At 35.1% G+C, this 22,085-nt stretch carries 17 protein-coding genes; 10 read left to right on the top strand and 7 right to left on the bottom strand.

Going from position 1 to position 22,085, the window contains the following annotated elements:
* Positions 1–151: 151 nt before the first annotated feature.
* The gene (locus EG344_RS15000; protein ID WP_123910104.1) at positions 152–2,047 is read left to right on the top strand and encodes an ABC-F family ATP-binding cassette domain-containing protein; all 1,896 of its coding nucleotides are present in this window, start codon (positions 152–154) and stop codon (positions 2,045–2,047) included.
* 122 nt (positions 2,048–2,169) lie between these two features.
* Here the strand turns inward: EG344_RS15000 and EG344_RS14995 are convergent, their stop codons facing one another.
* Positions 2,170–3,225 (bottom strand): Gfo/Idh/MocA family oxidoreductase, encoded by a 1,056-nt coding sequence (locus tag EG344_RS14995; RefSeq protein ID WP_123910103.1) that lies wholly within the window; start codon positions 3,223–3,225, stop codon positions 2,170–2,172.
* A 183-nt stretch (positions 3,226–3,408) separates the two neighbouring features.
* On the opposite strand from EG344_RS14995, the gene EG344_RS14990 reads away from it, so the two are divergent.
* The 3 genes from EG344_RS14990 (at position 3,409) to EG344_RS14980 (ending at position 7,207) form a co-directional block, all read left to right on the top strand.
* Positions 3,409–5,694 carry a TonB-dependent siderophore receptor gene (locus EG344_RS14990; protein WP_123910102.1) on the top strand — a complete coding sequence of 762 codons (2,286 nt, stop codon included), beginning with the start codon at positions 3,409–3,411 and terminating at the stop codon, positions 5,692–5,694.
* A gap of 92 nt (positions 5,695–5,786) precedes the next feature.
* A complete protein-coding gene (locus EG344_RS14985; protein WP_123857600.1) occupies positions 5,787–6,302 on the top strand; it encodes a hypothetical protein in 516 nt (171 codons plus the stop codon).
* A 314-nt stretch (positions 6,303–6,616) separates the two neighbouring features.
* The gene (locus EG344_RS14980; protein ID WP_123910101.1) at positions 6,617–7,207 is read left to right on the top strand and encodes an outer membrane beta-barrel protein; all 591 of its coding nucleotides are present in this window, start codon (positions 6,617–6,619) and stop codon (positions 7,205–7,207) included.
* 97 nt (positions 7,208–7,304) lie between these two features.
* Here the strand turns inward: EG344_RS14980 and EG344_RS14975 are convergent, their stop codons facing one another.
* Positions 7,305–7,940: a peroxiredoxin gene (locus tag EG344_RS14975; protein WP_123910100.1), complete on the bottom strand. Its 636-nt coding sequence runs from the start codon at positions 7,938–7,940 to the stop codon at positions 7,305–7,307.
* A gap of 96 nt (positions 7,941–8,036) precedes the next feature.
* On the opposite strand from EG344_RS14975, the gene EG344_RS14970 reads away from it, so the two are divergent.
* Positions 8,037–8,921: a mechanosensitive ion channel family protein gene (locus tag EG344_RS14970; protein WP_123910099.1), complete on the top strand. Its 885-nt coding sequence runs from the start codon at positions 8,037–8,039 to the stop codon at positions 8,919–8,921.
* Between the two features lie 379 nt (positions 8,922–9,300).
* On the opposite strand, the gene sucC is transcribed toward EG344_RS14970, so the two are convergent.
* Positions 9,301–10,491 (bottom strand): ADP-forming succinate--CoA ligase subunit beta, encoded by a 1,191-nt coding sequence (sucC, locus tag EG344_RS14965; RefSeq protein ID WP_034694875.1) that lies wholly within the window; start codon positions 10,489–10,491, stop codon positions 9,301–9,303.
* A gap of 572 nt (positions 10,492–11,063) precedes the next feature.
* On the opposite strand from sucC, the gene EG344_RS14960 reads away from it, so the two are divergent.
* The 3 genes from EG344_RS14960 to EG344_RS14950 are packed head-to-tail and all read left to right on the top strand — an operon-like array spanning position 11,064 to position 15,439.
* Positions 11,064–12,737: a peptidase domain-containing ABC transporter gene (locus tag EG344_RS14960; RefSeq protein ID WP_123910098.1), complete on the top strand. Its 1,674-nt coding sequence runs from the start codon at positions 11,064–11,066 to the stop codon at positions 12,735–12,737.
* 1 nt (position 12,738) lies between these two features.
* The gene (locus tag EG344_RS14955) at positions 12,739–14,052 is read left to right on the top strand and encodes an HlyD family secretion protein (protein WP_123910097.1); all 1,314 of its coding nucleotides are present in this window, start codon (positions 12,739–12,741) and stop codon (positions 14,050–14,052) included.
* Complete coding sequence (locus tag EG344_RS14950; protein WP_164464445.1) at positions 14,036–15,439, top strand: TolC family protein; 1,404 nt, start codon at positions 14,036–14,038, stop codon at positions 15,437–15,439. Before EG344_RS14955 ends, EG344_RS14950 begins: the two co-directional genes overlap by 17 nt.
* 85 nt (positions 15,440–15,524) lie before the next feature.
* Here the strand turns inward: EG344_RS14950 and EG344_RS14945 are convergent, their stop codons facing one another.
* The 4 genes from EG344_RS14945 to EG344_RS14930 all read right to left on the bottom strand — a co-directional run bounded on the left by EG344_RS14945 (position 15,525) and on the right by EG344_RS14930 (position 19,773).
* Entirely contained in the window at positions 15,525–16,802 is a 1,278-nt protein-coding gene (locus tag EG344_RS14945; protein WP_123910095.1) for a chloride channel protein, read from the bottom strand.
* Between the two features lie 2 nt (positions 16,803–16,804).
* Positions 16,805–17,191 carry a DUF423 domain-containing protein gene (locus EG344_RS14940; RefSeq protein WP_123857609.1) on the bottom strand — a complete coding sequence of 129 codons (387 nt, stop codon included), beginning with the start codon at positions 17,189–17,191 and terminating at the stop codon, positions 16,805–16,807.
* A 1-nt stretch (position 17,192) separates the two neighbouring features.
* Positions 17,193–18,278: a hypothetical protein gene (locus EG344_RS14935; RefSeq protein ID WP_123910094.1), complete on the bottom strand. Its 1,086-nt coding sequence runs from the start codon at positions 18,276–18,278 to the stop codon at positions 17,193–17,195.
* A gap of 166 nt (positions 18,279–18,444) precedes the next feature.
* Positions 18,445–19,773 (bottom strand): hydroxymethylglutaryl-CoA reductase, degradative, encoded by a 1,329-nt coding sequence (locus EG344_RS14930; protein WP_123910093.1) that lies wholly within the window; start codon positions 19,771–19,773, stop codon positions 18,445–18,447.
* Between the two features lie 156 nt (positions 19,774–19,929).
* Between EG344_RS14930 and EG344_RS14925 the strand changes: the two genes are divergently transcribed.
* Entirely contained in the window at positions 19,930–21,189 is a 1,260-nt protein-coding gene (locus EG344_RS14925; protein WP_123910092.1) for a putative DNA modification/repair radical SAM protein, read from the top strand.
* A gap of 26 nt (positions 21,190–21,215) precedes the next feature.
* On the top strand, positions 21,216–21,977 hold the full coding sequence (locus EG344_RS14920) for a TIGR03915 family putative DNA repair protein (protein ID WP_317126474.1): 762 nt from the start codon (positions 21,216–21,218) through the stop codon (positions 21,975–21,977).
* The last annotated feature ends 108 nt before the right edge of the window (positions 21,978–22,085 follow it).

Raw genomic sequence — 22,085 nt, 5'->3', positions numbered from 1 at the left:
ATTTACCAAATCATTTTTTGAGACAACGGACACAGTTTATTAATAAATTATAAATATTCATTTTTATAAAGAGGCTTGCAGAAAGTTTTATGGTTACATTTTCGTATTTTTGCGGCTCAGTTCAAAATTAAAATCAAACTATTAATTCCCAATGAATTACGTTTCTGCAGAAAATCTCACCAAATCTTACGGCATCAAAGTTTTGTTTGAAAACATTTCCTTTCACATCAATGAAGGAGACAAAATTGCCATTGTTGCCAAAAATGGAAGTGGAAAATCTACCCTTCTGAAAATTTTAATGGGTAAAGAAATTGCAGACAGCGGTACTGCGATCATTAATAAAGATATTCAGGTTGTTTTATTCGACCAGGAAATTGATTTTGATTCCAATCTAAGCATTGAGGAATTCATGATGGCCCTGGAATCTGAGCCTATTCTTGCTTTGAAGAACTATCACAAATCTCTTCATTCTACAGATCATGATTTCATTGAAAAGGCATTGGGTGATATGGAAGTCCACAAAGCTTGGGATCTGGAAAATGAGATGAAGCAAATCCTTTCCCAGCTTAAGATCACTGATCTTGATGCTAAAATGGGAACTCTTTCCGGAGGGCAAATTAAACGGGTTGCATTAGCTAAGCTATTGACAGAAACCAGAGCTGAACACAAGCACACACTCCTCATCATGGATGAGCCTACCAACCACCTGGATGTAGATATGGTGGAATGGCTTGAAAATTATCTGAACAAAGCAAAAATTACCTTGCTGCTTGTTACTCACGACCGATATTTCCTGGACAGCGTTTGTGATATTATCTGGGAAATGGAAGATAGAAATCTTTATGTTCATAATGGTTCATATGCAACGTATCTTGAAAATAAAATGATTCGTGAGGATAATCTTAACGCCACCATCGATAAGGCCAATAATCTTTACAGAAAGGAATTGGAATGGATGCGAAGACAACCTAAAGCAAGAACTACAAAATCCAAAAGCAGAATTGATTCTTTCTACGAAACAGAAAAAGTAGCCAAAACCGATACGAGAAAACAAGGTTTGGAACTGGATTTTGAAATGAAACGTTTAGGAAATAAAATTCTTGAATTGAAGCATATTGATAAAAGCTTTGGAAATAAAGTATTATTAAAAGATTTCAGCTACCAATTTCAACGGGGTGAGAAAGTAGGAATTATCGGAAAAAACGGAGCCGGAAAATCTACACTGCTGAATATTATTCAGGGATTGGAAAAGGTTGACAAAGGAGAAATTGAAACGGGAGAAACCATTTCTTTCGGGTATTTTGCACAGAAAGGTCTTACTTATAAAGAGGACGAACGTGTGATTGATTTCATTAAGGAAATTGCAGAATTCTATCCTTTAGCCAATGGAAAAAGTCTTTCTGCATCACAGTTCCTGAGGTTATTTTTATTTGACGATCAAACACAATACTCTCCTATTTCAAAATTATCAGGAGGTGAAAAGAGAAGACTTCATCTCATGTATATTTTATATCAGAATCCTAATTTCTTGATTTTTGATGAACCTACGAATGACCTGGATCTTCCTACATTAACCGTTCTTGAAAACTTTTTGCAACAATTTCAAGGGTCTTTAATCATCGTTTCCCACGACAGATATTTCATGGACAGAATTGTAGATCACGTTCTTGCTTTTGAAGGAGATGGAAAAATCAGGGATTTTGTAGGAAATTTCTCTGAATACCGTGAAGCGAAAAGCCGCGAAGAAGTTTTAGAAAAAAATACTGCTGTAAAATCTGAACCTGTAAAAGAAGTGGTTGCCGTTACAGAAAATCCTTCACCTTCTCATACTCCTAAAAGAAAATTAAGTTTTAAAGAACAAAGGGAATTGGAAACCATTGAAAAAGAGATGCCTGAACTTGAAGAACAGCGTGCAAAAATTCTAGATCAGCTCAATAATGAAACCGATTATGAAAAGATAGCCAAGCTTTCCTCTGAACTGGAAACCATTTCTGAAAAACTGGAAAACCATGAGATGAGATGGCTTGAACTTCAGGAAGTCATGTAAAAAATATAAGGGATGAATGAGTTCAAAGTTTAAGGTTTAAAGTTCAAGGTTAATAGTAGTCAGAAAGAGTACTATTCTTTCATTCTCAAACGCTTTGAATTCATTCATCACTCATCTTTAATTTATAATATAATTACCTTTTCTTCTTTTGCACTTTTCAGTGATGCCTCTATAATATTCATATTCTGAATCACTTCTTTTCCGGGTGAAGGTAAAGGATATCCGAAAACAATGTGTTCATAGATTTGCTGGTAATAATCCATGTAATTTCCGGCTTCGCTTGAAGTCAATATTCGCTCCGTTTCAGAGTTTTCATTCAAATAGTTTACAATCCCGTCTGTTTCTTTCAGAGGCTGCATCCATTCTTTTCCATAAACAGGAATGGCTCCTGCAACCAATTCGGTTTCCTGATTATCGGTTCTTTCCTGTAGAAAACTTCCTCTGTCGCCATGTATTTTATAAGCATAATGATCTTCTTTAGTGAAAACCGAAGATTTTAGCCGTACTCTCAGATCATTTTTATAGAATAACAGAATCTCAAAATAATCATTTGCAAACTCAGGCCCTTTCATAGAAAATACATCAGCAAAAAGTTTTTCAGGATACCCGAAGTACTGTACTGCCTGATCTACAAGGTGTGCTCCAAGATCATGCAATGAACCTGAACCTATCTGGTCCGGATTTTCCTTATGCTGCTTTCCACTAGGTGTAGTACGGAATCTGTCAAAACGGATTTCTACTTCTTTAATGTTTCCTAATTTCCCTTCATTTAAAACTTTTTGTACCTGCTGGAAGTCACGATCAAATCTTCTGTTCTGATATACACTTAAAAATAACCCTTTCTCTTCTGCCAGCTTTACCAGTTCTTCTGCTTCTGCTACATCTACTGTAAATGGTTTTTCAACAACAATGTTTTTTCCAGCTTCCAAAGCTTTTTTAGCATATTCATAATGTGTCTGAACCGGAGTATTGATAATCACCAATTCTATCTCTGCATTTTGAAGCATTTCTTCCACCGACCTATAGATATTAGCTTCAGGATACTTTTCTTTGGATTCTTCCTTGCTTCTTTCTACTACAGCAGAAATGAAAAATCCCGGATGTTCTTTTAAAAAAGGAGCATGAAATACTTTTCCACTCATTCCAAAGGCGCAAAGCCCAGCTCTTACCAGTTGCATATTTTAATTTTTCAACAAATATATTCATAAAAAACTTCGGATTATGAGTCCACAATCAGCATAGAAACAATCCATATATTTCACCCTTAAAAGACATGACGAAAATCATAAATTAATTTTTATTCATTCTAAACAAATACTTACATTTGCGCCTTATTTAAAACTGTTCTACATAAAAATAAAATGAAAAGACAACTACTTTCTTTAGGTCTTCTATTTGCCGCTGTTTCAGTGGGTGCACAGCTTAAAAACGTTGAAGCAGATACGATCAGAACTCAAACGATTGAAGACATCAATCTTCATAAAACGGGGAATCCAAACCAAGCAAGAACATTATCTACAAAGTCTAACCTGACGGTAATGGAAAACCCTCAGCCGATTGCTATCGTGACTCACGAAATCATTGAGCAGCAACAGGCAAAACAATTGAGCGATGTTCTTCAGAATGTCAACGGGGTATATGTTACTTCATCAAGAGGAAATTCTCAAGATAGCTTTGGTGGGCGTGGTTTTGCTTTAGGAAATGATAATATTTTCAAGAATGGTTCACGAATAAATAGTGGAATTTTCCCTGAAGTAAGTGGTCTGGAAAGAGTAGAAGTTTTAAAGGGAGCCAATGCTATGCTTTTTGGTAATACCGCTGCAGGTGGTGTTATCAATATGATTACCAAAAAACCTAAATTCAATTTTGGAGGAACTATAGGATTAAATGGAGGAAGTTGGAATTCTTATAAGCCAACCGTTGATATTTATGGACCTTTAGCTAAAAATATTGCATTTAGAGTAAATGGTGCTTATGAGTATGCAGAAAGCTTCAGAGATGTTGTACAATCAGAAAAATACTACTTCAATCCTTCATTTTTATTTAATTTAAGTGAAAAATCTCAGTTAATTGTTGAGGCAGATTATCTTAAAAATAATTTTACTCCGGATTTCGGAATTGGATCTATTACTGAAAAAGATCAAAGCTATAGATTAAATAACTCTGTTGCAAGAAGTACTTTCTTTGGAACTGACTGGCAATATCAAAATGTACAGCAAGCTTCTACAAATGTAACTTTCAACCATAAATTTAATGAAAGATGGTCTTTAAATGCTACTGCTTCTTATCAAAACTATACTAAAGACTATTTCTCTTCTGAAAGAGTACAGTGGATTTATGATACTAAAGATGCCAATGTAGACCCTAACAGATTATCTTGGAAAAGACCTTTTGGTAGAACCTACAATGAACAAAATTATACTTCTGCGCAAGTAAACATCAATGGTGAATTCAATACCGGAAAAATAAATCATAAGGTATTAATTGGTGCAGATGCAGATTATAGTCAGGCAGATGCTTATACTTATAATGTTACTGATCCAAAAAATCTTCTTTATTTAGATGATCCTTCAACATGGGGAAATATTGGTATGCCCAATTCTACTCTTAGTACGAGAAATAGAATCAACACGAGAAGAATTGGAATCTATGCACAAGATTTTATTAGTATAACAAAGCAACTTAAAGTAATTGCAGGATTAAGATGGTCATATGTAGAAAATATGCCAACCCTTACAACCCGTTTTACTTTAAATGATAAAATTGCGGTAGCAAATTCATCAACTTCTGACAACGCACTTTCTCCAAAAGTAGGTTTAGTGTATGCTCCAAATGATAACCTTTCAGTGTTCGCAACTTATACTAATTCATTTGCTTCGAATGCAGGATATACTTCAGATCAATTTGGTACGGTAAATACCAATCAATCTACTACACAAGTTCAAAATCAATTAAATAATTTATCAAAGCAAAGTATAAAACCTTCAACAGTTGATCAATATGAAATTGGTATAAAAAAGAACTTCTGGAACAATGCTTTAGCTGTTAACTTAACGGCTTACCAGATCATGTACAACAATTATTATCAAACGTATTGGTTTGCCTCCAGTTCAAACGGAGCACCTATAACCTCAACGGATACCAATCTTAAAGAATTTGCAGGTAATATGAGAAGCCGTGGTGTAGAATTAGACATTACAGGAAATCCAACGGAAAACTTATCTATAATCGGAGGTTTCTCATATAACAATTCTGTTTATATTGACACGCCAGATAAAGGATATGTTGAAAACCAAAGATTAGTAAGAACGCCAGCTACCACAGCAAATGCTTCTGTTTTCTATAAGTTTACGAATTATGTAAAAGGATTAAAAATTGGAGCCGGAGTATATTATATCGGAGACAGAATCGCTGGATGGAATGATACAAAATCTACAAACTCCAGTAGAAACAATGTAAGTAGAATGTTTGATCTAAAGGACTACACTACCGTCTCTGTATCAATTGGTTATGAATGGCAAAAATTCTCAATCCAAGGAAGAGTGGGTAACCTATTTGATGTTGTAAACTATAATGTTCACGAGAATTATTCAGTAAATCCGATTACTCCAAGAAATTATTATTTTACATTGACATACAAGCTGTAGAATTAAATATATAATTACTTCTTTATTAAAAGTGGAAGCTGCATTTTTGCAGTTTCCACTTTTGAAATTTAAAAACAAAACAAAAAAACGATATGGATAAGATTAAAGACACTAGAAGTTTCATGAGAATTACACACCGCTATCTGGGATATTTCCTGGCTGGTATTATGGCTGTGTATGCTGTAAGTGGAATTATTCTGGTCTACAGAGACACAGATTTTCTAAAGAGCGAAAAAAAGTATGAAAAGACTTTATCTGCTAATCTATCTGAAAAAGAACTGAAAAAAGAATTAAAGATGAAAGGCCTTGAAGTAGAAAAGACTGAAGGTACCGTTCTCCATTTTAAAAAGGGAACTTATGATTCTTCTACAGGAATCGCTAAGTATTCTAAAATGGAACTGCCTTTTGTGTTGGATAAAATGGTTTCTCTTCATAAATCACAATCTAAAGATGCCATAGCTCCACTAAGTGTATTTTTCGGAGTTGCTCTTTTCTTCTTTGTGATCTCAAGTTTCTGGATGTTTAATCCGAAGACAAAAGCTTTCAAACGCGGGATCAAGTTTACGATTGCAGGACTTGTTATCTCCATTCTTCTTTTACTTATTTAATTAATAGATAAAGATGAAAATAAAAAAACTGCAGATTTTATAAAATTATTAATAACATCCCTACTTTTTCTGTCTGAGTAATAAAAACAGAAATAATAATTCTTTGAGACTTTAGCAATTTTTCCTCCATCCCTTAAACTTTTATATTATTTAATTATGAAATATACAATAATAAAGTTATATATACATATCCTATCTTGTTGATATTATTAACATTAATTTAGAAAAATTGTCTAAAATTAAGACTCTGGCACATTTATTGTTTTTTCTATAATTCGTGAATAATAAACATTTAATTATTAAAATAATAAATTATGAAAAAACTTATTTTAACAGGGATATTAGCTGTAGCAGGTTTAACAGCAACTGCAAACGCTCAGATTCAGAAAGGTAATTGGATGGTAGGGGGTAACCTTGCAGGCGCCAACTTTGGATTAAACAAAGGAGGTGGTTATGATTTCAACATCCAGCCTAAAGGAGCTTACTTTATTGAAGATAACATTGCAGTGGGTGGATATGTAGATTTAGGCTTCAAAGGAGCTAAAGATGCGCCAACTACATTCACTTATAATGTAGGAGCATTAGGACGTTACTATCTTAACCCGGGAGAGCAGGGAGTAAACAACCTGTTACACCACGGAAGATGGTTCTTGGAAGGTAATTTAGGTGTTGGAGGAACATCAATCTCTAAAGGAGGTTCTTCTTCTAACGGTCTTAATTTTGGATTCGGTCCTGGTTATTCTTACTTCATTACACCAAATATTGGTTTAGAAGGTTTAGTTAAATATGATGCGAATGCTGGATTCGGAAACGGTGGATATACTAACAAAATTACTTTTGGTTTAGGATTCCAGATTTATCTTCCTACTTCTAAAGGAAAACAAATCATCAACGACGTTAAGTAATCACTGAAATACTTATAAAAAATTGAAAGCGCCCCGGAATTTTATTTCGGGGCGCTTTTCGTACAAATTAAAACTAAACTATAAAAAATCAAATAAATCATGTATTAGGTTGGGGCGTATATCTTAAATACGGTTTTATCTCAGTCACCCCTTTTGGAAATTTTTTGATGGCATCTTCTGTAGAAACTGTGGGTGGAATAATAACATCATCTCCGTTTTCCCAATTTACCGGAGTAGCTACCTGATAACGGTCCACCAACTGTAAAGAATCCAATACCCTCAGGATTTCATTAAAATTTCTTCCTGTAGAGGCAGGATAAGTAATAATAAGCCTCACTTTCTTAGCAGGATCAATAATCAATAAGGAGCGCACTGTTGCCGTGGCTGATGCGTTCGGATGGATAAAATCATAAAGCTCAGACACTTTTCTTTCCTTGTCAGCGATGATCGGAAACTGTACATCAGTATGCTGAGTTTCATTAATGTCTTTTACCCAATTCTGATGATCCTCTACCCCATCCACACTTAATGCAATCACTTTTGTATTTCTTTGAGCAAATTCGGATTGTAATTTAGAAGTAAATCCCAGCTCTGTAGTACATACCGGAGTATAATCTGCCGGGTGTGAAAATAAAATCCCCCAGGAATCTCCCAGATAATTATAGAATCTGATATCACCTACAGATGATTCTGCATGAAAGTCCGGCGCTGTATCTCCTAGTTTGATTGACATAATATTTCGTGTTTGTTAGTCTACAAATTTAGTAGACTTTTTGATACTGGCAAAATTTTTGTTGAAAATTTATATATTTAATGTAAAATTTTATTCATGGAGAAAACCGGACTCACCTACATAGACTTGGTGTATAAGGTATTAGAAAGTTGGTATGTAACGTTCGCAGAGCTTACTCCTAAACTGATTGTCGGCATTTTAGTATTTACATTTTTTCTTATTACAAGTAAATACCTGAGCCAGATTGCCGTAAAACTATTTCACAAATTCTTTCCCAAAAGTCAGAAAGAGAGCTCACTGGTTACCTTAATCAGTATATTCAGATTCCTGATTATGCTGATGGGAACATTTATTTCCCTTGAAATTATGGGCTTCAGTGGTTTCCTGTGGAAATTTATAGGAAGTCTGGGAGTAGCCGGGGTTATTGCCGGAGTTGCTTTGAAAGATCTTGTTTCCAGTATCTTTTCAGGAATGCTTATTGGTATTGACAAAGCTTTTAAAGTGGGGGATTATATTACCATAGGGAATCATTCCGGGACCGTACAGGAGATTGGATTTTTAACAACTAAAATCCTTACAGACGATGGAAAGAAAGCTTATATCCCCAATCAGGTGGTTTTTAATGCTCCGTTTTATAATATTACGGCATCCCCTCAGCGCAGAATTATCTTAAATTTTGAAATTCCTGCCGATGAAGACATTAGTAAAGCCCAGAAAGGAATCCTGGATGTGATAAAAAATCTTGATAATGTTGATAAACTGGATACTGCAGAGGTAATATTTACTGATTTGAAACAAGGATCTTTTAATCTTCAGGTAAAATTCTGGATCAAAATTGGAGCAAATCTGGCACAGGTAAGAAGTAAGGCCTATCTAAATATTAAAGAGCGATTTGATGTGGATAAAATTCTGCTGGTAACTCCTACAAGTATCAGTATTACAAATGGAGAAAGCAATCCACCTGAAAGCCAGGATAAATAGTTCATTTTTATTTCCCACAGACTTCACAGATGTTTGTGAATAAATTACTACTAAGCTACTTCGATTTGGAGTGGCTTTTTAGTAATGCAAAGATTTTAGGATATATGAATGTTTTTAAGGCGTGATGATTCTATCCCTATAAAATTATATAGTACTGATAATGGTTACAAAACGAGTCCATAAGCCTATGTGCCTATGTTGTTCCATTTTATATAATCAATAAAACAAACTCGTGCATTTGCAGCAAATAAATAGTGGACGTTAACCGAAAATTTTTGATTTTATTGCGCCTTCATTATTTACAACAAAAATTAGTTTTTAAGCACAAAAAAACCGTTCCAAAAATGAAACGGTTTCTTATTTATTTGAAAATTTTAGATTACGCTAAAACTTCTTTTACTTTGTTTGCAGCTTCTTCTAAAGTAATTGCAGAATGAACCGGAAGACCAGACTCATCGATCAATTTTTTAGCTTCTACAGCGTTAGTTCCTTGTAATCTTACTATTAATGGAACCGGAAGGCTACCCATAGCTTTGTAAGCGTCTACAACACCTTGAGCAACTCTGTCACATCTTACGATACCTCCGAAGATGTTGATTAAGATTGCTTTTACGTTTGGATCTCTTAAGATGATTCCGAAAGCAGTCTGTACTCTCTGAGCATCAGCTGTACCTCCTACGTCAAGGAAGTTAGCAGGGTTACCACCAGATAATTTGATGATATCCATAGTTGCCATTGCCAGACCAGCACCGTTTACCATACAAGCAACGTTACCGTCTAGTTTTACGAAGTTAAGACCAGCTTCACCAGCTTCAACATCCATTGGGTCTTCTTCTCTTGTATCTCTTAATTCAGCTAAGTCTTTGTGACGGAACAATGAGTTGTCATCTAAAGTTACTTTAGCATCTACAGCGATAATTTTGTTATCAGAAGTTTTCAACACTGGGTTGATTTCGAAAAGAGAAGCATCAATTCCTGTGTAAGCATTGTAAAGAGATGAAATAAATTTCACAAATTCTTTAAAAGCATTTCCTTCAAGACCTAAGTTGAAAGCTATTTTTCTAGCCTGGAATCCTTGAAGACCGATCGCTGGATCAATAAGTTCGTTATGAATTAAATGAGGAGTTACTTCTGCAACGTGCTCAATATCCATCCCTCCTTCAGTAGAATATACGATTGTATTTTTCCCTTCAGCTCTATCTAAAAGAATAGAAACATAAAATTCTTTAGTTTCAGATTCTCCAGGATAATAAACATCTTCTGCAACCAAAACAGAGTGTACTTTTTTACCTTCAGCAGAAGTTTGTGGTGTTACCAACTGCATTCCGATGATATTCTGAGCATTTTCTTTAAGCTTGTCCATGTTTGGAGAAAACTTAACACCTCCACCTTTACCACGACCACCTGCGTGAATTTGTGCTTTTACAACCCAAGCCTGAGCTCCAGTTTCAGCAGTCAATTTTTCAGCAGCTGCTACAGCTTCGTCTACGTTGTTTGCAACGAAACCACGTTGGATAGCTACTCCATACTTTGATAAAATCTCTTTTGATTGATACTCGTGAAGATTCATATTATTTTTATTATTTTATTTTAATATTTAAAGGTTGACAAATTTACTAAAAATGAACAAGGTTAAAAAGAAATTTGTTGAACTTTTAATTCATTCTTTAAGTTTCCTGCTGATCTTTTCAGATTCAAAGCGGTGAATCTATAAATAATATGATAACGATCATAAAAAAAACAAATCCAACCATCATATTCTAATGACATTTTAATCTCATTCTAATGTAGATAAGAATATTAACAAATTTCATCTTTTATCTTTGAAACCCCAAAATAAGAGATATACATTATATAATTTTTCAGATGAAATACAGAATCGAAAAAGGCTTTGTTTTTACAATTCAGAAAGAGTAGGCTTCGAAAAATGGGTAAAAAAAATACAAGATGAATCATTAAACCTGAATTCAAAAAATGTATTTATTACTTTTATCAACAGGGCATTTTCAAAAAATAATTTCATCTATCCTGTATAAGTATTCTAAAAAAGAAGAGCATCCAGTCTATCTTTTCCAAAACCAATCCGGTATTCATTGGAAAATCTAAAGATGGAAAAATCTGTAACCTCAGCAAAAAAGAAAAATGGAAATAACCGCAAATGAACAGGGCAAAAGACTGATCCGGTACATTACAAAAGAGAAAAAAGATGTCACTAATATTTATTTTTATGCTGTCCTCAACGGTCTTGTTTTATTGAGTGTTCCGTTGGGAATACAGTCTATAGTAAGTTTTGTAATGGGAGCTACCATGACGACTTCCATTTACCTCCTCATCTTCTTTGTAGTCATCGGAACATGGCTTGCCGGATATTTCAGGTTAAAGGTGATACAAATCATTGAAAAAATCCAGCAGAAAATATATGTAGAGTTTTCCATTGCCATCGCTGATAAGATTCCAAAGGTCGATCTTTCTTATACCAGAAAGTATTATCTCCCGGAGCTTGTTAACCGTTTTTTTGATATCCAAAATTTACAAAAAGGAATTTCAAAGATTTTGCTGGAGATTCCCACCGCGTTGATTCAGATTGTTTTTGGAATTCTTTTACTTTCTTTTTATCATCCCTGGTTTCTGGCATTTGGAGGGCTGGTGGTTATTTCTGTAATTATTATTTTCAGATATACGATGGAAAGCGGGATTAAATCCAGTATTGAAGAAAGTAACAAAAAATATGATACGGCGGCATGGATCGAAGATATTGCCGGATCGGTAAAAACCTTTAAGATGCATTCTGAAAATGATGCTCATCTAAAAGGAACCGATGAACGCGTTGTAGAATATCTTAAACATAGGACATCCCATTTTAAAGTTCTTGTTTTTCAGTACAAAACGATTATTGCTTTTAAAGTGATTATTACTTTAGCGATGCTTGCTATTGGAACTTATCTTCTGATTAATCAAAAACTGAATATTGGGGCTTTTATTGCTACAGAAATTGTTGTTCTAAGCATTATGTCTGCTGTAGAAAAACTGATTGTAAGCCTTGAAAGTTATTATGATCTTATCGCTTCTTTTGCCAAACTTTCTAAAATTACAGAGCTTAAAGAGGAACAAAACGGTGAAATTATATTATCACAGAAAGAAAAAGGGGCAGAGATTGAATTTAAAAATGTAAGTTTTTCATTCAACGAGCATAGCCCCATCCTTTCGGATGTGAATTTTAAAATTCGGGAAAATACCATTAATGTTTTAACAGGAAAGTTAGGAGCCGGAAAAACACTTCTCCTCAATATGATCACAGGTTTTTTTGACCCTAGCTCAGGAACCATTTTATTTGACAGAATTCCATTAAAAAACATTGAGAAACAACTGCTGAGAAACGACATAGGTCTTTATCTTGAAAATATGAAGATCATTCAGGGAACAGTGAAAGAAAATATCATATTGGGGAATAGTGAAAGCCATACGGAAGACATTCTGGAGCTTTCTGAAAATATCGGAATAGAAAATATTTCCAGTATGTTCAGCAGTGGATTTTTCACCGAAGTCAGTGAAACAGATCCTGAAATCACCTTCAGCTCAAAAAAGAAAATTCTACTTCTGCGGGCACTTTTGGGTGAAAAGAGGCTTATCATTCTGGAAAACCCTTTTGCAGGAATCCGTGAAGAATATCAGGATAGAATGATACAGTACCTTTTGAAGATCAAAGAAAAAACAACGATCATCATTGTTTCACAGGATGCAGAACTTTTGCAGCATGCGGATCAGCATATTCATCTGGAAGGGGGAACTTTAAGAACATCTCATAAAAATCAGTAAAATGGAACTACAGTCATTTGACAAAATATATCATATTCATAAGAAATCAAGGGTGAAAAGATGGTTTCTCTTCATTTTTATTGGAGGTATTATCACTTTATTTCTTCCCTGGACACAGAACATTAAAGTGAAAGGAAATGTAACTTCTCTTTATCAGGAACAGCGGCCCCAGCAACTCCATTCTCCTATTCCGGGAAAAATTATCAAGTGGTATGTAAAAAACGGGGATTATGTAAAAAAGGGAGATACCCTGATGCAGCTTTCGGAAATCAAAGAAGATTATTTGGATCCGCTTTTGGTACAGAGAACTCAGGAACAGGTGAATGCCAAAAAAGGAGTCCGGGATTTTTATGAAGCGAAAGTAGGAACGGTTAAAAGCCAGCTTCAGGCTTTACATTCGGCAAGAGACTTAAAGCTTAATCAATTAAAGGGAAAGATCAGTCAGCTTAATAACAAGCTTTCAGGGGAAGAGGCAGAACTGGCTGCTGCTACCAATGAAGTAAGACTTTCTGAGGATCAGTTTACCCGACAGAAAAAAATGTATGAAGAAGGTCTGGTTTCTCTGACTCAATTTCAACAAAGAAGTATTTCTTATCAAAATGCCATTGCTAAAAAAACAGCTTCGGAGAATAAAGTTGCTCAAACCCGCCAGGAAATTATCAATACCGGTATTGAGCAGAATTCAGTAATCCAGGATTATACAGAAAAACTAAGTAAAATAGAGGGAGAACGGTTTCAAAATATGGGACAAATTGAAGGCAGTGATGGAGATATTGCAAAACTTGAAAATCAGGTTGCCAATTATAAAGCAAGACAGGGTTTATATTTCATCATCGCTTCCCAAAACGGGCAGGTCATACAACTCAACAAAGCAGGTATTGGGGAGGTTTTAAAAGACGGAGAAAACATAGGAACCATTGTTCCTACTACGGTAGATTATGCAGTGGAAATTTATGTAAAACCGGTAGACCTTCCTCTTATCAAGGAAAAGCAGCGTATCATGTGTATTTTCGATGGTTTTCCTGCTATTGTATTTTCGGGATGGCCCAACTCCAGCTACGGAACATTTGCCGGAGAAATAGTTGCCGTAGAAAGCAATATCAGTGCTAACGGGCTTTTTAAAGCTCTGGTCATTGAGGATAAAGATGAAAAAAGATGGCCGCCAAAAATTAAGATGGGAGCCGGAGTACAGGGAATTGCCATCCTGAATGATGTTCCGATCTGGTATGAACTCTGGAGAAATATCAATGGTTTCCCTCCAGACTATTATGAAGTGAAAAATGACCAATCCGGAAAATATGAAAAAGCAAAGTAAAATTCTTTTTATCCTGATTCTATCTTTTTTCCAAGATGGTCTGGCTCAGGATTCTCTCACTATTTCGGCTCAGGAATTTATATCAGTGGTCAAAAATTATCATCCACTCGCATTGAAATATCAGCTGCAGAATAAAATTGCTCAATCTGAAATTACTAAAGCCAGAGGAGCTTTCGATCCTGTTTTGGGTGGAAAAATCGGAGAAAAAAATATTGATGGAACCCAATATTACAGACAGAAAAACCTGGAACTGGGCATTCCTACCTGGTACGGAATTGATCTTACCGCAGGATATCAAAATCTGAATGGTGAAAAACTAAATTCCAGTGACACTAAAGGTGGTTTGTACAGCATGGGAGTTACTGTACCTTTAGCCAAAAACCTTTTGTATGATAAACGTAGAGCGATCTTGGATCAGGCAAAATTTGCCGTAAAAATGACTGAAGCAGAACAGACTATTCTGACCAACGAACTTCTTCTTGAAGCTGAAAATACATATTGGGAATGGGTACAAAGTTTTGAGATTTATCAACTACAGGCTAAAGCGGTAGAAATCAATAAAAAACGTTTAAACCTCACCCAAAAGACCTTCGAATATGGAGAAAGAGCAGCGATAGATACAGTTGAAGCCAGCTCACAACTGCAAAGTTTTGAACTTCAGCAGAAAGAAGCCTATCTAAACTTTGTCAGAAACACACAGAAGCTGCAGTTATTTTTATGGAAAGATAAGCAAGAGATTTATGAAATCTCCAATATTATATATCCTTCCAATCATCTTTCGGATCATCCTGCTTATTCGGATTTTGAATTTCTCCTTCAGGAGCTTAGCACAAAGGAAATTGATACTCATTGGTCTGTTCTTTATTATGATCAGAAACACCAAATTTTAGAAAGCGAACGTAAACTGAAGTGGCAAAGTTTTCTTCCTAAACTCGATTTTACCTATAATTTCTTCAACAAAGAAAATTATCAGGCAGATTATCTTCCACTTTTTGACAATAATTTTCAATATGGCTTAAAGCTTGAAATTCCGGTATTCCAAAGAGAAGCCAGAGCGAATTATCAGATTGCTAAAATCAAAATACAGCAAAACCAGCTTGATACCCAAGTTAAAAAGAGAGAACTTCATACCAAGATTGAAACCTATAAAAACGAGCTTGTCAATTATCATACACAAATTAATCTTTCTAAAAACAATCTTGTGAATTATCAGAAATTACTTACTGCTGAAGAAATAAGGTACACGAATGGTGAAAGCTCTCTTTTCCTCATTAATTCGAGGGAAAATAAGATGATTGATGCTCAGGAAAAATATATTTCTCTACAGGCAAAGTTTCTGAAAAGCTTCACTAAGCTTAAGTGGATGAAAGAAAGTTTCTCTTTATAAAAATCAAAAAAAGCTCAGGAACTACCTGAACTTTTTTGATACCTTCTGATCTTAAAAATAGATCAGCATTTATTTATATAAGATATTATTCTTGTACTAACTTTTCCGACTGGGAACCAATAAACGGAATCCTAGGAGCCAGGAAATATCCTGTAAGACTTGCGAACAAAATCGGAACAAAATAAGTAAACCCCGTTAGTGTTCCCAGAATAATGGTAGTACTCATCGGAGTTCTTGTCACACAGGCATTGATTGCAGCCATGCAGCTTACAATGGCTAAGGTAGTATCTACACTCGGAAATAAATTATGAATAATTAATCCTAATGTAGTTCCCACAAAGAACAGCGGGATAATAAAACCACCTCTCCATCCTGAAGTTACTGTAATGGCAATAGCTAATATTTTAAAGACCAAAACCAGAATCAGGAAGTTCAATCCGAAATTCCCTCCGATCAACTGATTGATCTCGTTGTGTCCAAAATATCTTGTAATCGGAAAATTGTAAGCAATAATCCCTAAAAGAATCCCTCCTACTAATGTTTTGATATAGATCGGAAATTTTTTGTATTCAAAAATCTTTTTGAAAAACTTCACTACAAAGATGAAAATCCATCCAAAAAGAGTTCCCACAATTCCAAATAAGGTAGCATATAAAAAATCATATACTCCGGTGTAATGATAGGCTTTCAAATCCCAGGTTGCTCCAATTCCCAAATGGATAATCAAAGCAAACATCAGATAACTGAAACAACTTGCTACCAAAGCCGGAATAATGGCTTTATAATATTCAACCGCATGTTTATGATGCAGAATTTCCAGTGAAAAAAGACTTCCTCCAAGCGGAGCACCAAAAAGAGCCGTAAAACCTGAAGCCATCCCTGCAATACTTAGTGAGCGTAACTCTTCACCTTTTAATCTAAAAATTTTCCCTAGCCAGGTTCCTGTAGATCCGGTAACCTGTACCAAAGGTGCTTCCGGGCCTAAACTTCCTCCTGATGCCACACAAAAAAGTGAGGACAAAATCATGGATGGATTATTTTTTGGTTCCAGTTTTCCTTTATTAAACCTGATATTATTCACAATCAGATGGATTTCTCCCGGATCACCAATAAAATGGATCACCAATCCTGCCAGCAGGCCACAAATTGCCATCGTAGGAATTACCTGCCAGCCTTGAAAATGGGCTAAAAATTCAGTAAAATGTTCCAGTACAATCCAATATCCACCGGCAATAATGCCTCCTACAAGTCCTGTAAAAGCCCACATGAAAAAAGTACGGCTGAACACAAACGGATTAAACCTGATGGGCTGATCCAAAAGATTGAACGTTCTTATAAGCCGTCTTCTTCTATTGATTTTCATTCTTAGATTTTGTTTTTAACAAAATAAAGAATCAACATTCCCCAGCTTAAGATCATCATCAAGCCTCCAAGCGGAGTGATAGGTCCTAAAAATTTAAGATTCATTCCCAGATAATCCTGCATGCTCAGGAAATAGATACTCACTGAGAATAAAAGGGTACCTGCAATCATTAAAATTGAGGTCCATCTTTCAGCAGAAGTTTCAAATTTCAAGATATACCCGATAATCAGCAGGAAAAAGGCTGCATACATCTGATATCTTACTCCTGTTTCAAAACTTTCCAGTCTTTCCACAGCTAATATTTTCTTTAAAGCGTGTGCTCCAAATGCACCCAGGATTACAGACACCATTCCGTAAACCGCTCCAAAAACTAAAGTAATTGTTTTCATTTTATAACTCTTCTAATTCTAGGGTTAAATATTTTTTTGTTTTATAATCCTGCCAGGTTCCTGTAATTGTATTCCCTTTCATTTCTGCCTCTACAAAAGCTCTCGGAATCCATTGGCTTGTAACATCATCATACCGGTCATTTTCAGTGATAGAGATATGATTTCCTTTCAACTGTCCATCCCATTGGATGAGTTTTTTGCTTTTATCATACCAATATTCTGCATGAAAAGAACTTATTCCAGAGCTATCATTATTAGGATAAAACCTTGATACAAGAACTGTAATGGGATATTTTCCATCTATTTTTCCTTTATACAGTTTATTTCTGAAACTCGTTTTCTCTATTGTACCAGAGCCTTTCAATAAATTTCTTGCATAAGGACTCCAGTATTTATCAAGCTCCTTATAGGTAAATTTAAGTTCATGACTCCCAAGATCATCCAATGCTCTCATCGCATGATTGGAACATCTTCCAGCCACAAATGTCAGTTTATCTTTTCCAAAAAAATATCTGATATCATCCAGTGATTCTCCTGTAGAACAACCTTCATATATTCCGATCTGGTCTTCTGTTTCTGCCGACGGGTTTTTCTCAGACTTTAATTCAGCCAGATAATTATTAATTCTTTTCTTAACTTTTTGTTCAATCAAACGCTCTACAGCTTTAATTGAATTAGGTTGAAACAAATCCTGAGCATTAATGAAATTTCCGGTTCTCAAATCAAAATTTTTCCAGTCTGAGAACCCTTCCGGATAAGCTCCTGAAGCTTCACCCTCCATTCCGATAGTCAGAATGTTTTTAGGAGTTTCCAACTTTTCCCAACTATAGAAATAAACATAGTTAGCATAAGAAGTCGTTCCGGAAGAAACCAATTTAAAAGGATTAGGACCTGAGTTCGGAACATATTCCAATTCATTGACCTGTAGAAATGTATTTATTTTATTTTCAACTAAAGGATTTTCAGCATAGGAAACCACTGGAAAAGTAGAGTCTTCAGTCTTGGGCTGTAAATCCGATATCTTTAAATTTTTCTGTGAAAAACTTAAACCGGAAACCAACATGAAAAATAAAACACTTCTTTTCACTATTTCGACTTTAAATACATTAAAATAAACTTGGCCACCAAAGTAGAAATCCCCAGTATGATAAACATATTGGCAAATCTCTTGGAACTTTGAAAACCAGGTGATGTTGTTTTCTTTAAAAAGAATCCAAAGCAGAGAAATACGATAGGCAGTATGATCTGTAACATTAGTTTCCTCTCATTCTGTTAAACTCATTGATTACCTCATGGTGACTCACTGTTTTATCCTTAAAGTAAGTCACAAAATGCTGTTTTTCTTCTTCAGTAGCTCCCAGTTGGTTCAGAATGTTTAGTAAGTGCATTTTCATGTGTCCTTTCTGAATTCCTGTAGTTACCAATGAACGCAATGCCCCGAAGTTTTGAGCCAATCCTGAAACAGCCAAAATACTCATCAATTCCTGAGCAGATGGTTTTCCAAGTAATGCTAGAGAGAACTTTACCAATGGATGTAGGTTCGTTAAACCGCCTACTACTCCCACAGAAATCGGAAGATCTATCCAAAATCTGAAAACTCCGTTATCGGTTGTACAATGTGTCAAAGATCTGTATTGTCCATCTCTTGCAGCGTATGCATGAGCACAAGCTTCCGTTGCTCTGAAGTCATTTCCGGTAGCAATTACTACAGCATCTACTCCATTCATCACTCCTTTATTGTGAGTGGTGGCACGGTAAGGTTCAATTTCAGCAATCGTTACTGCCTGTTTAAATTTAGAAGCAAATTCTTCAGGAGAAATTCCGCTGTCATCTTTTAAGTCTTCCATTTTACAGGAAACCTCAGCTCTTACAATACAATCAGGGGTAAAGTTAGAAAGGATATTCATTACGATCTGTAATGAATTCTTTTCATCCTGAGTAAAATCCTCGCTTGTGGCAACTTCCTGCCTCAATGTTTTTCCAAACTGTTCAAGACATGAATTAATAAAATTAGCTCCCATTGAATCTACAGTATCAAAACTTGCTTTCAATTGGTAGTAATTCGGCATTTCTGACGTTTTATCCACAAGGCTGATATTCAGAATTCCACCTCCGCGTCTTCTCATATTAGCTGTAATGTCTTCTGTAGACTCAAGTAATTTTTTCTTTAAACTGAAATTAAAGAAATGTAATAATTTATGAGGTTCTACATTGAAGATAAAATGAGTATGCCCTAATTTTTCTGTGTTGATGATGGTTGTTTTGAAACCTCCTTTATCAATCCAGAATTTTGCAGCTTTGGAAGCGGCTGCAACTACTGAACTTTCTTCAACGGCCATTGGGAGTGCCAATAATTTTCCGTCAATTAAAAAGTTAGGCGCAATTCCGTAAGGCATATAGAAATTGGAAATTGTATTTTCAGAAAACTCTTCGTGAAGTTTCTGAAGATCTGCATCCTCATTCCAATATTGTTTTAATATATTTTGATATTCCTGATTACCTTCAAGATATTCGTTTACAAGCCAGTCGATTTTCCCATGCTTTGGAAGCTTAGAAAAACCTTCGATCGGTTTATGATTCATGATATAAACTTTAATGAGGCGTAAATATAATGATTTTGAGACTCTTTTTTGTTGATAACTTCTATGAAAAAAGGTTGACATTTATCAATTTTGGAACTAAATTTGAACACAATTAGAATACAATTCAGATACAAATAATATCAACCCCTTTACTATATGAATTTTGACCGCCTTAAAGAAAAACTTGAAATCCTGGCTGATGCTGCGAAGTATGATGTTTCGTGCTCATCAAGCGGAGGAACGAGAAAGAATAAAAAAGGGGCTTTGGGAGATAGTTCCATAAGCGGAATTTGTCATACTTATACCGAAGATGGCAGATGTGTTTCTTTACTCAAGATTTTATTGACTAATCATTGCATTTATGATTGTGCTTATTGTGTATCCAGAAGCTCAAATGATATAAAAAGAGCTGCATTTACGGTAGAAGAGGTGGTTGACCTGACGATTAATTTTTACCGTAGAAATTATATTGAAGGTCTGTTTTTGAGTTCCGGAATTTTCAAAAATGCAGACACAACAATGGAACGGCTTGTAAGGGTTGCCAAAAAACTGCGTCTGGAAGAGAATTTCAATGGATATATTCATTTGAAATCCATTCCAGGAGCCAGTGAAGAACTCATGCAGGAAGCAGCATTATATGCAGACAGACTTTCCATAAATCTGGAAATCCCAACTGAAAGCGGCCTAAAACTATTAGCCCCTGAAAAGAACCGGGAGGATATGATTAATCCTATGAGATATATTCAGAAAGGGATTGTTCAATATCAGGATGAAAAAAAGATTTTAAAGAAAGTTCCCAAATTTGCTCCGGCGGGACAATCTACTCAAATGATTGTAGGAGCTACCAATGAAAATGATCTACAAATTATCAAAGTTGCAGATCATTTTTATAAAAACTTTAACCTCAAAAGAGTCTATTATTCGGGATATGTTCCGGTTTTAGAAGATAACAGGCTTCCTTCTTTAACTACCGAAGTACCCATGCTTCGGGAAAACAGACTTTATCAATCTGACTGGCTTATGAGATTTTATGGTTTTAAAGCGGAGGAAATTTTAGACCCAAATGTTCCTTTCCTTGATTTGGAAATGGATCCAAAACTGAGTTGGGCACTCCGAAATTTACATCAATTTCCAGTAAACATCCAGACTGCCGATTACCAAATGATTTTAAGAATTCCGGGAATTGGAGTTAAATCTGCTCAGAAAATTGTAAGTGCGAGACGTTTTCAGATGTTAACACTGGATCATTTGAAACAATTGGGAGCAGCGGTCAACAGAGCCAAATATTTTATTGATTTCAATGCCGGGAATGCCTATCTGAAATATTTGACAGATAAAAATTTTAGAAAACTATTGGTTGGGGGAAGTTCTTCCAAATTCCACAATCAATTTTCGCAGCAACTGAGCTTATTTTAATATGAAAACAAAAATTCTATCTCCCAATGATAACAACCCTGCTCTATGATGGAAGTTTTGATGGTCTTTTCACTGCGATATTTGAAGTATTTGAATATCGTTATCAGGATGTGGAAATTGTCTGTAGAGAAAAATTCCATCAGGAAAATATTTTTGCTGAAATCCATGAAACCGTTACACAATCCGAAAAATCGGAAAGAGTTTTAAATAAACTGGAACAAAGTATTGGAAAAAAGGGTATTCATCAGCTTCTGAAAGTTTATTTATCTGAAAATACTGAATCCGAGAAAGTAATATTATCAGCAGTAAGACAATCTATAAAGTATCCTGAAAAAAACATTCTGGAAAATTATGCCGATGCTGACATCATGAAAATCTCCAAAATTTGTAAATCCGTAGACAGGGAAAGTCACCGAATGACTGCTTTTGTCCGTTTCGAGAAAATGCAGGATGATCTATTCTTTTCAAAAATAGATCCTGACTTCAATGTACTCCCTTTAATAAGAAAGCACTTTAGTGACCGCTACCAGGATCAGAAATGGATGATTTATGATTTACGAAGAAATTATGGAATTCTTTATAACCTGGAAACCTCTGATTTCTTTTATCCCGATGAAAAACTGGAGATTAAAAATTATCAGGAGAAGTTTCATAATGAGGAAAAGAATTATCAAACGCTTTGGCAACGGTATTTTACCAAAACCAATATTGTTGAAAGAAAAAATATTAAACTGCATGTACAACATGTCCCCAAAAGGTATTGGAAGTATTTAACTGAAAAGTGGTGAATTTAATTAAGCAATGCTTTTTTATCAAATTTCACTCATTATTCATCCACAAGCCTCTGAAAACCAAATCAAAAAATCATATTGTGGATAACTTTTTCAACCACAGAT

Source organism: Chryseobacterium sp. G0162 (genome assembly GCF_003815715.1).
Taxonomy (GTDB): Bacteria; Bacteroidota; Bacteroidia; order Flavobacteriales; family Weeksellaceae; genus Chryseobacterium.
This window is presented reverse-complemented; position numbering and strand designations above follow the sequence as displayed.

Coding starts and splice junctions, on each gene's coding strand:
- EG344_RS14945 (WP_123910095.1), bottom strand. CDS start 16,802: ATGAAAATCAATAGAAGAAGACGGCTTATAAGAACGTTCAATCTTTTG.
- EG344_RS14970 (WP_123910099.1), top strand. CDS start 8,037: ATGGAGAAAACCGGACTCACCTACATAGACTTGGTGTATAAGGTATTA.
- EG344_RS14980 (WP_123910101.1), top strand. CDS start 6,617: ATGAAAAAACTTATTTTAACAGGGATATTAGCTGTAGCAGGTTTAACA.
- EG344_RS14990 (WP_123910102.1), top strand. CDS start 3,409: ATGAAAAGACAACTACTTTCTTTAGGTCTTCTATTTGCCGCTGTTTCA.
- EG344_RS14955 (WP_123910097.1), top strand. CDS start 12,739: ATGGAACTACAGTCATTTGACAAAATATATCATATTCATAAGAAATCA.
- EG344_RS14975 (WP_123910100.1), bottom strand. CDS start 7,940: ATGTCAATCAAACTAGGAGATACAGCGCCGGACTTTCATGCAGAATCA.
- EG344_RS14985 (WP_123857600.1), top strand. CDS start 5,787: ATGGATAAGATTAAAGACACTAGAAGTTTCATGAGAATTACACACCGC.
- EG344_RS14930 (WP_123910093.1), bottom strand. CDS start 19,773: ATGAATCATAAACCGATCGAAGGTTTTTCTAAGCTTCCAAAGCATGGG.
- EG344_RS15000 (WP_123910104.1), top strand. CDS start 152: ATGAATTACGTTTCTGCAGAAAATCTCACCAAATCTTACGGCATCAAA.
- EG344_RS14925 (WP_123910092.1), top strand. CDS start 19,930: ATGAATTTTGACCGCCTTAAAGAAAAACTTGAAATCCTGGCTGATGCT.
- sucC (WP_034694875.1), bottom strand. CDS start 10,491: ATGAATCTTCACGAGTATCAATCAAAAGAGATTTTATCAAAGTATGGA.
- EG344_RS14960 (WP_123910098.1), top strand. CDS start 11,064: ATGGAAATAACCGCAAATGAACAGGGCAAAAGACTGATCCGGTACATT.
- EG344_RS14940 (WP_123857609.1), bottom strand. CDS start 17,191: ATGAAAACAATTACTTTAGTTTTTGGAGCGGTTTACGGAATGGTGTCT.
- EG344_RS14950 (WP_164464445.1), top strand. CDS start 14,036: ATGAAAAAGCAAAGTAAAATTCTTTTTATCCTGATTCTATCTTTTTTC.
- EG344_RS14920 (WP_317126474.1), top strand. CDS start 21,216: ATGATAACAACCCTGCTCTATGATGGAAGTTTTGATGGTCTTTTCACT.
- EG344_RS14995 (WP_123910103.1), bottom strand. CDS start 3,225: ATGCAACTGGTAAGAGCTGGGCTTTGCGCCTTTGGAATGAGTGGAAAA.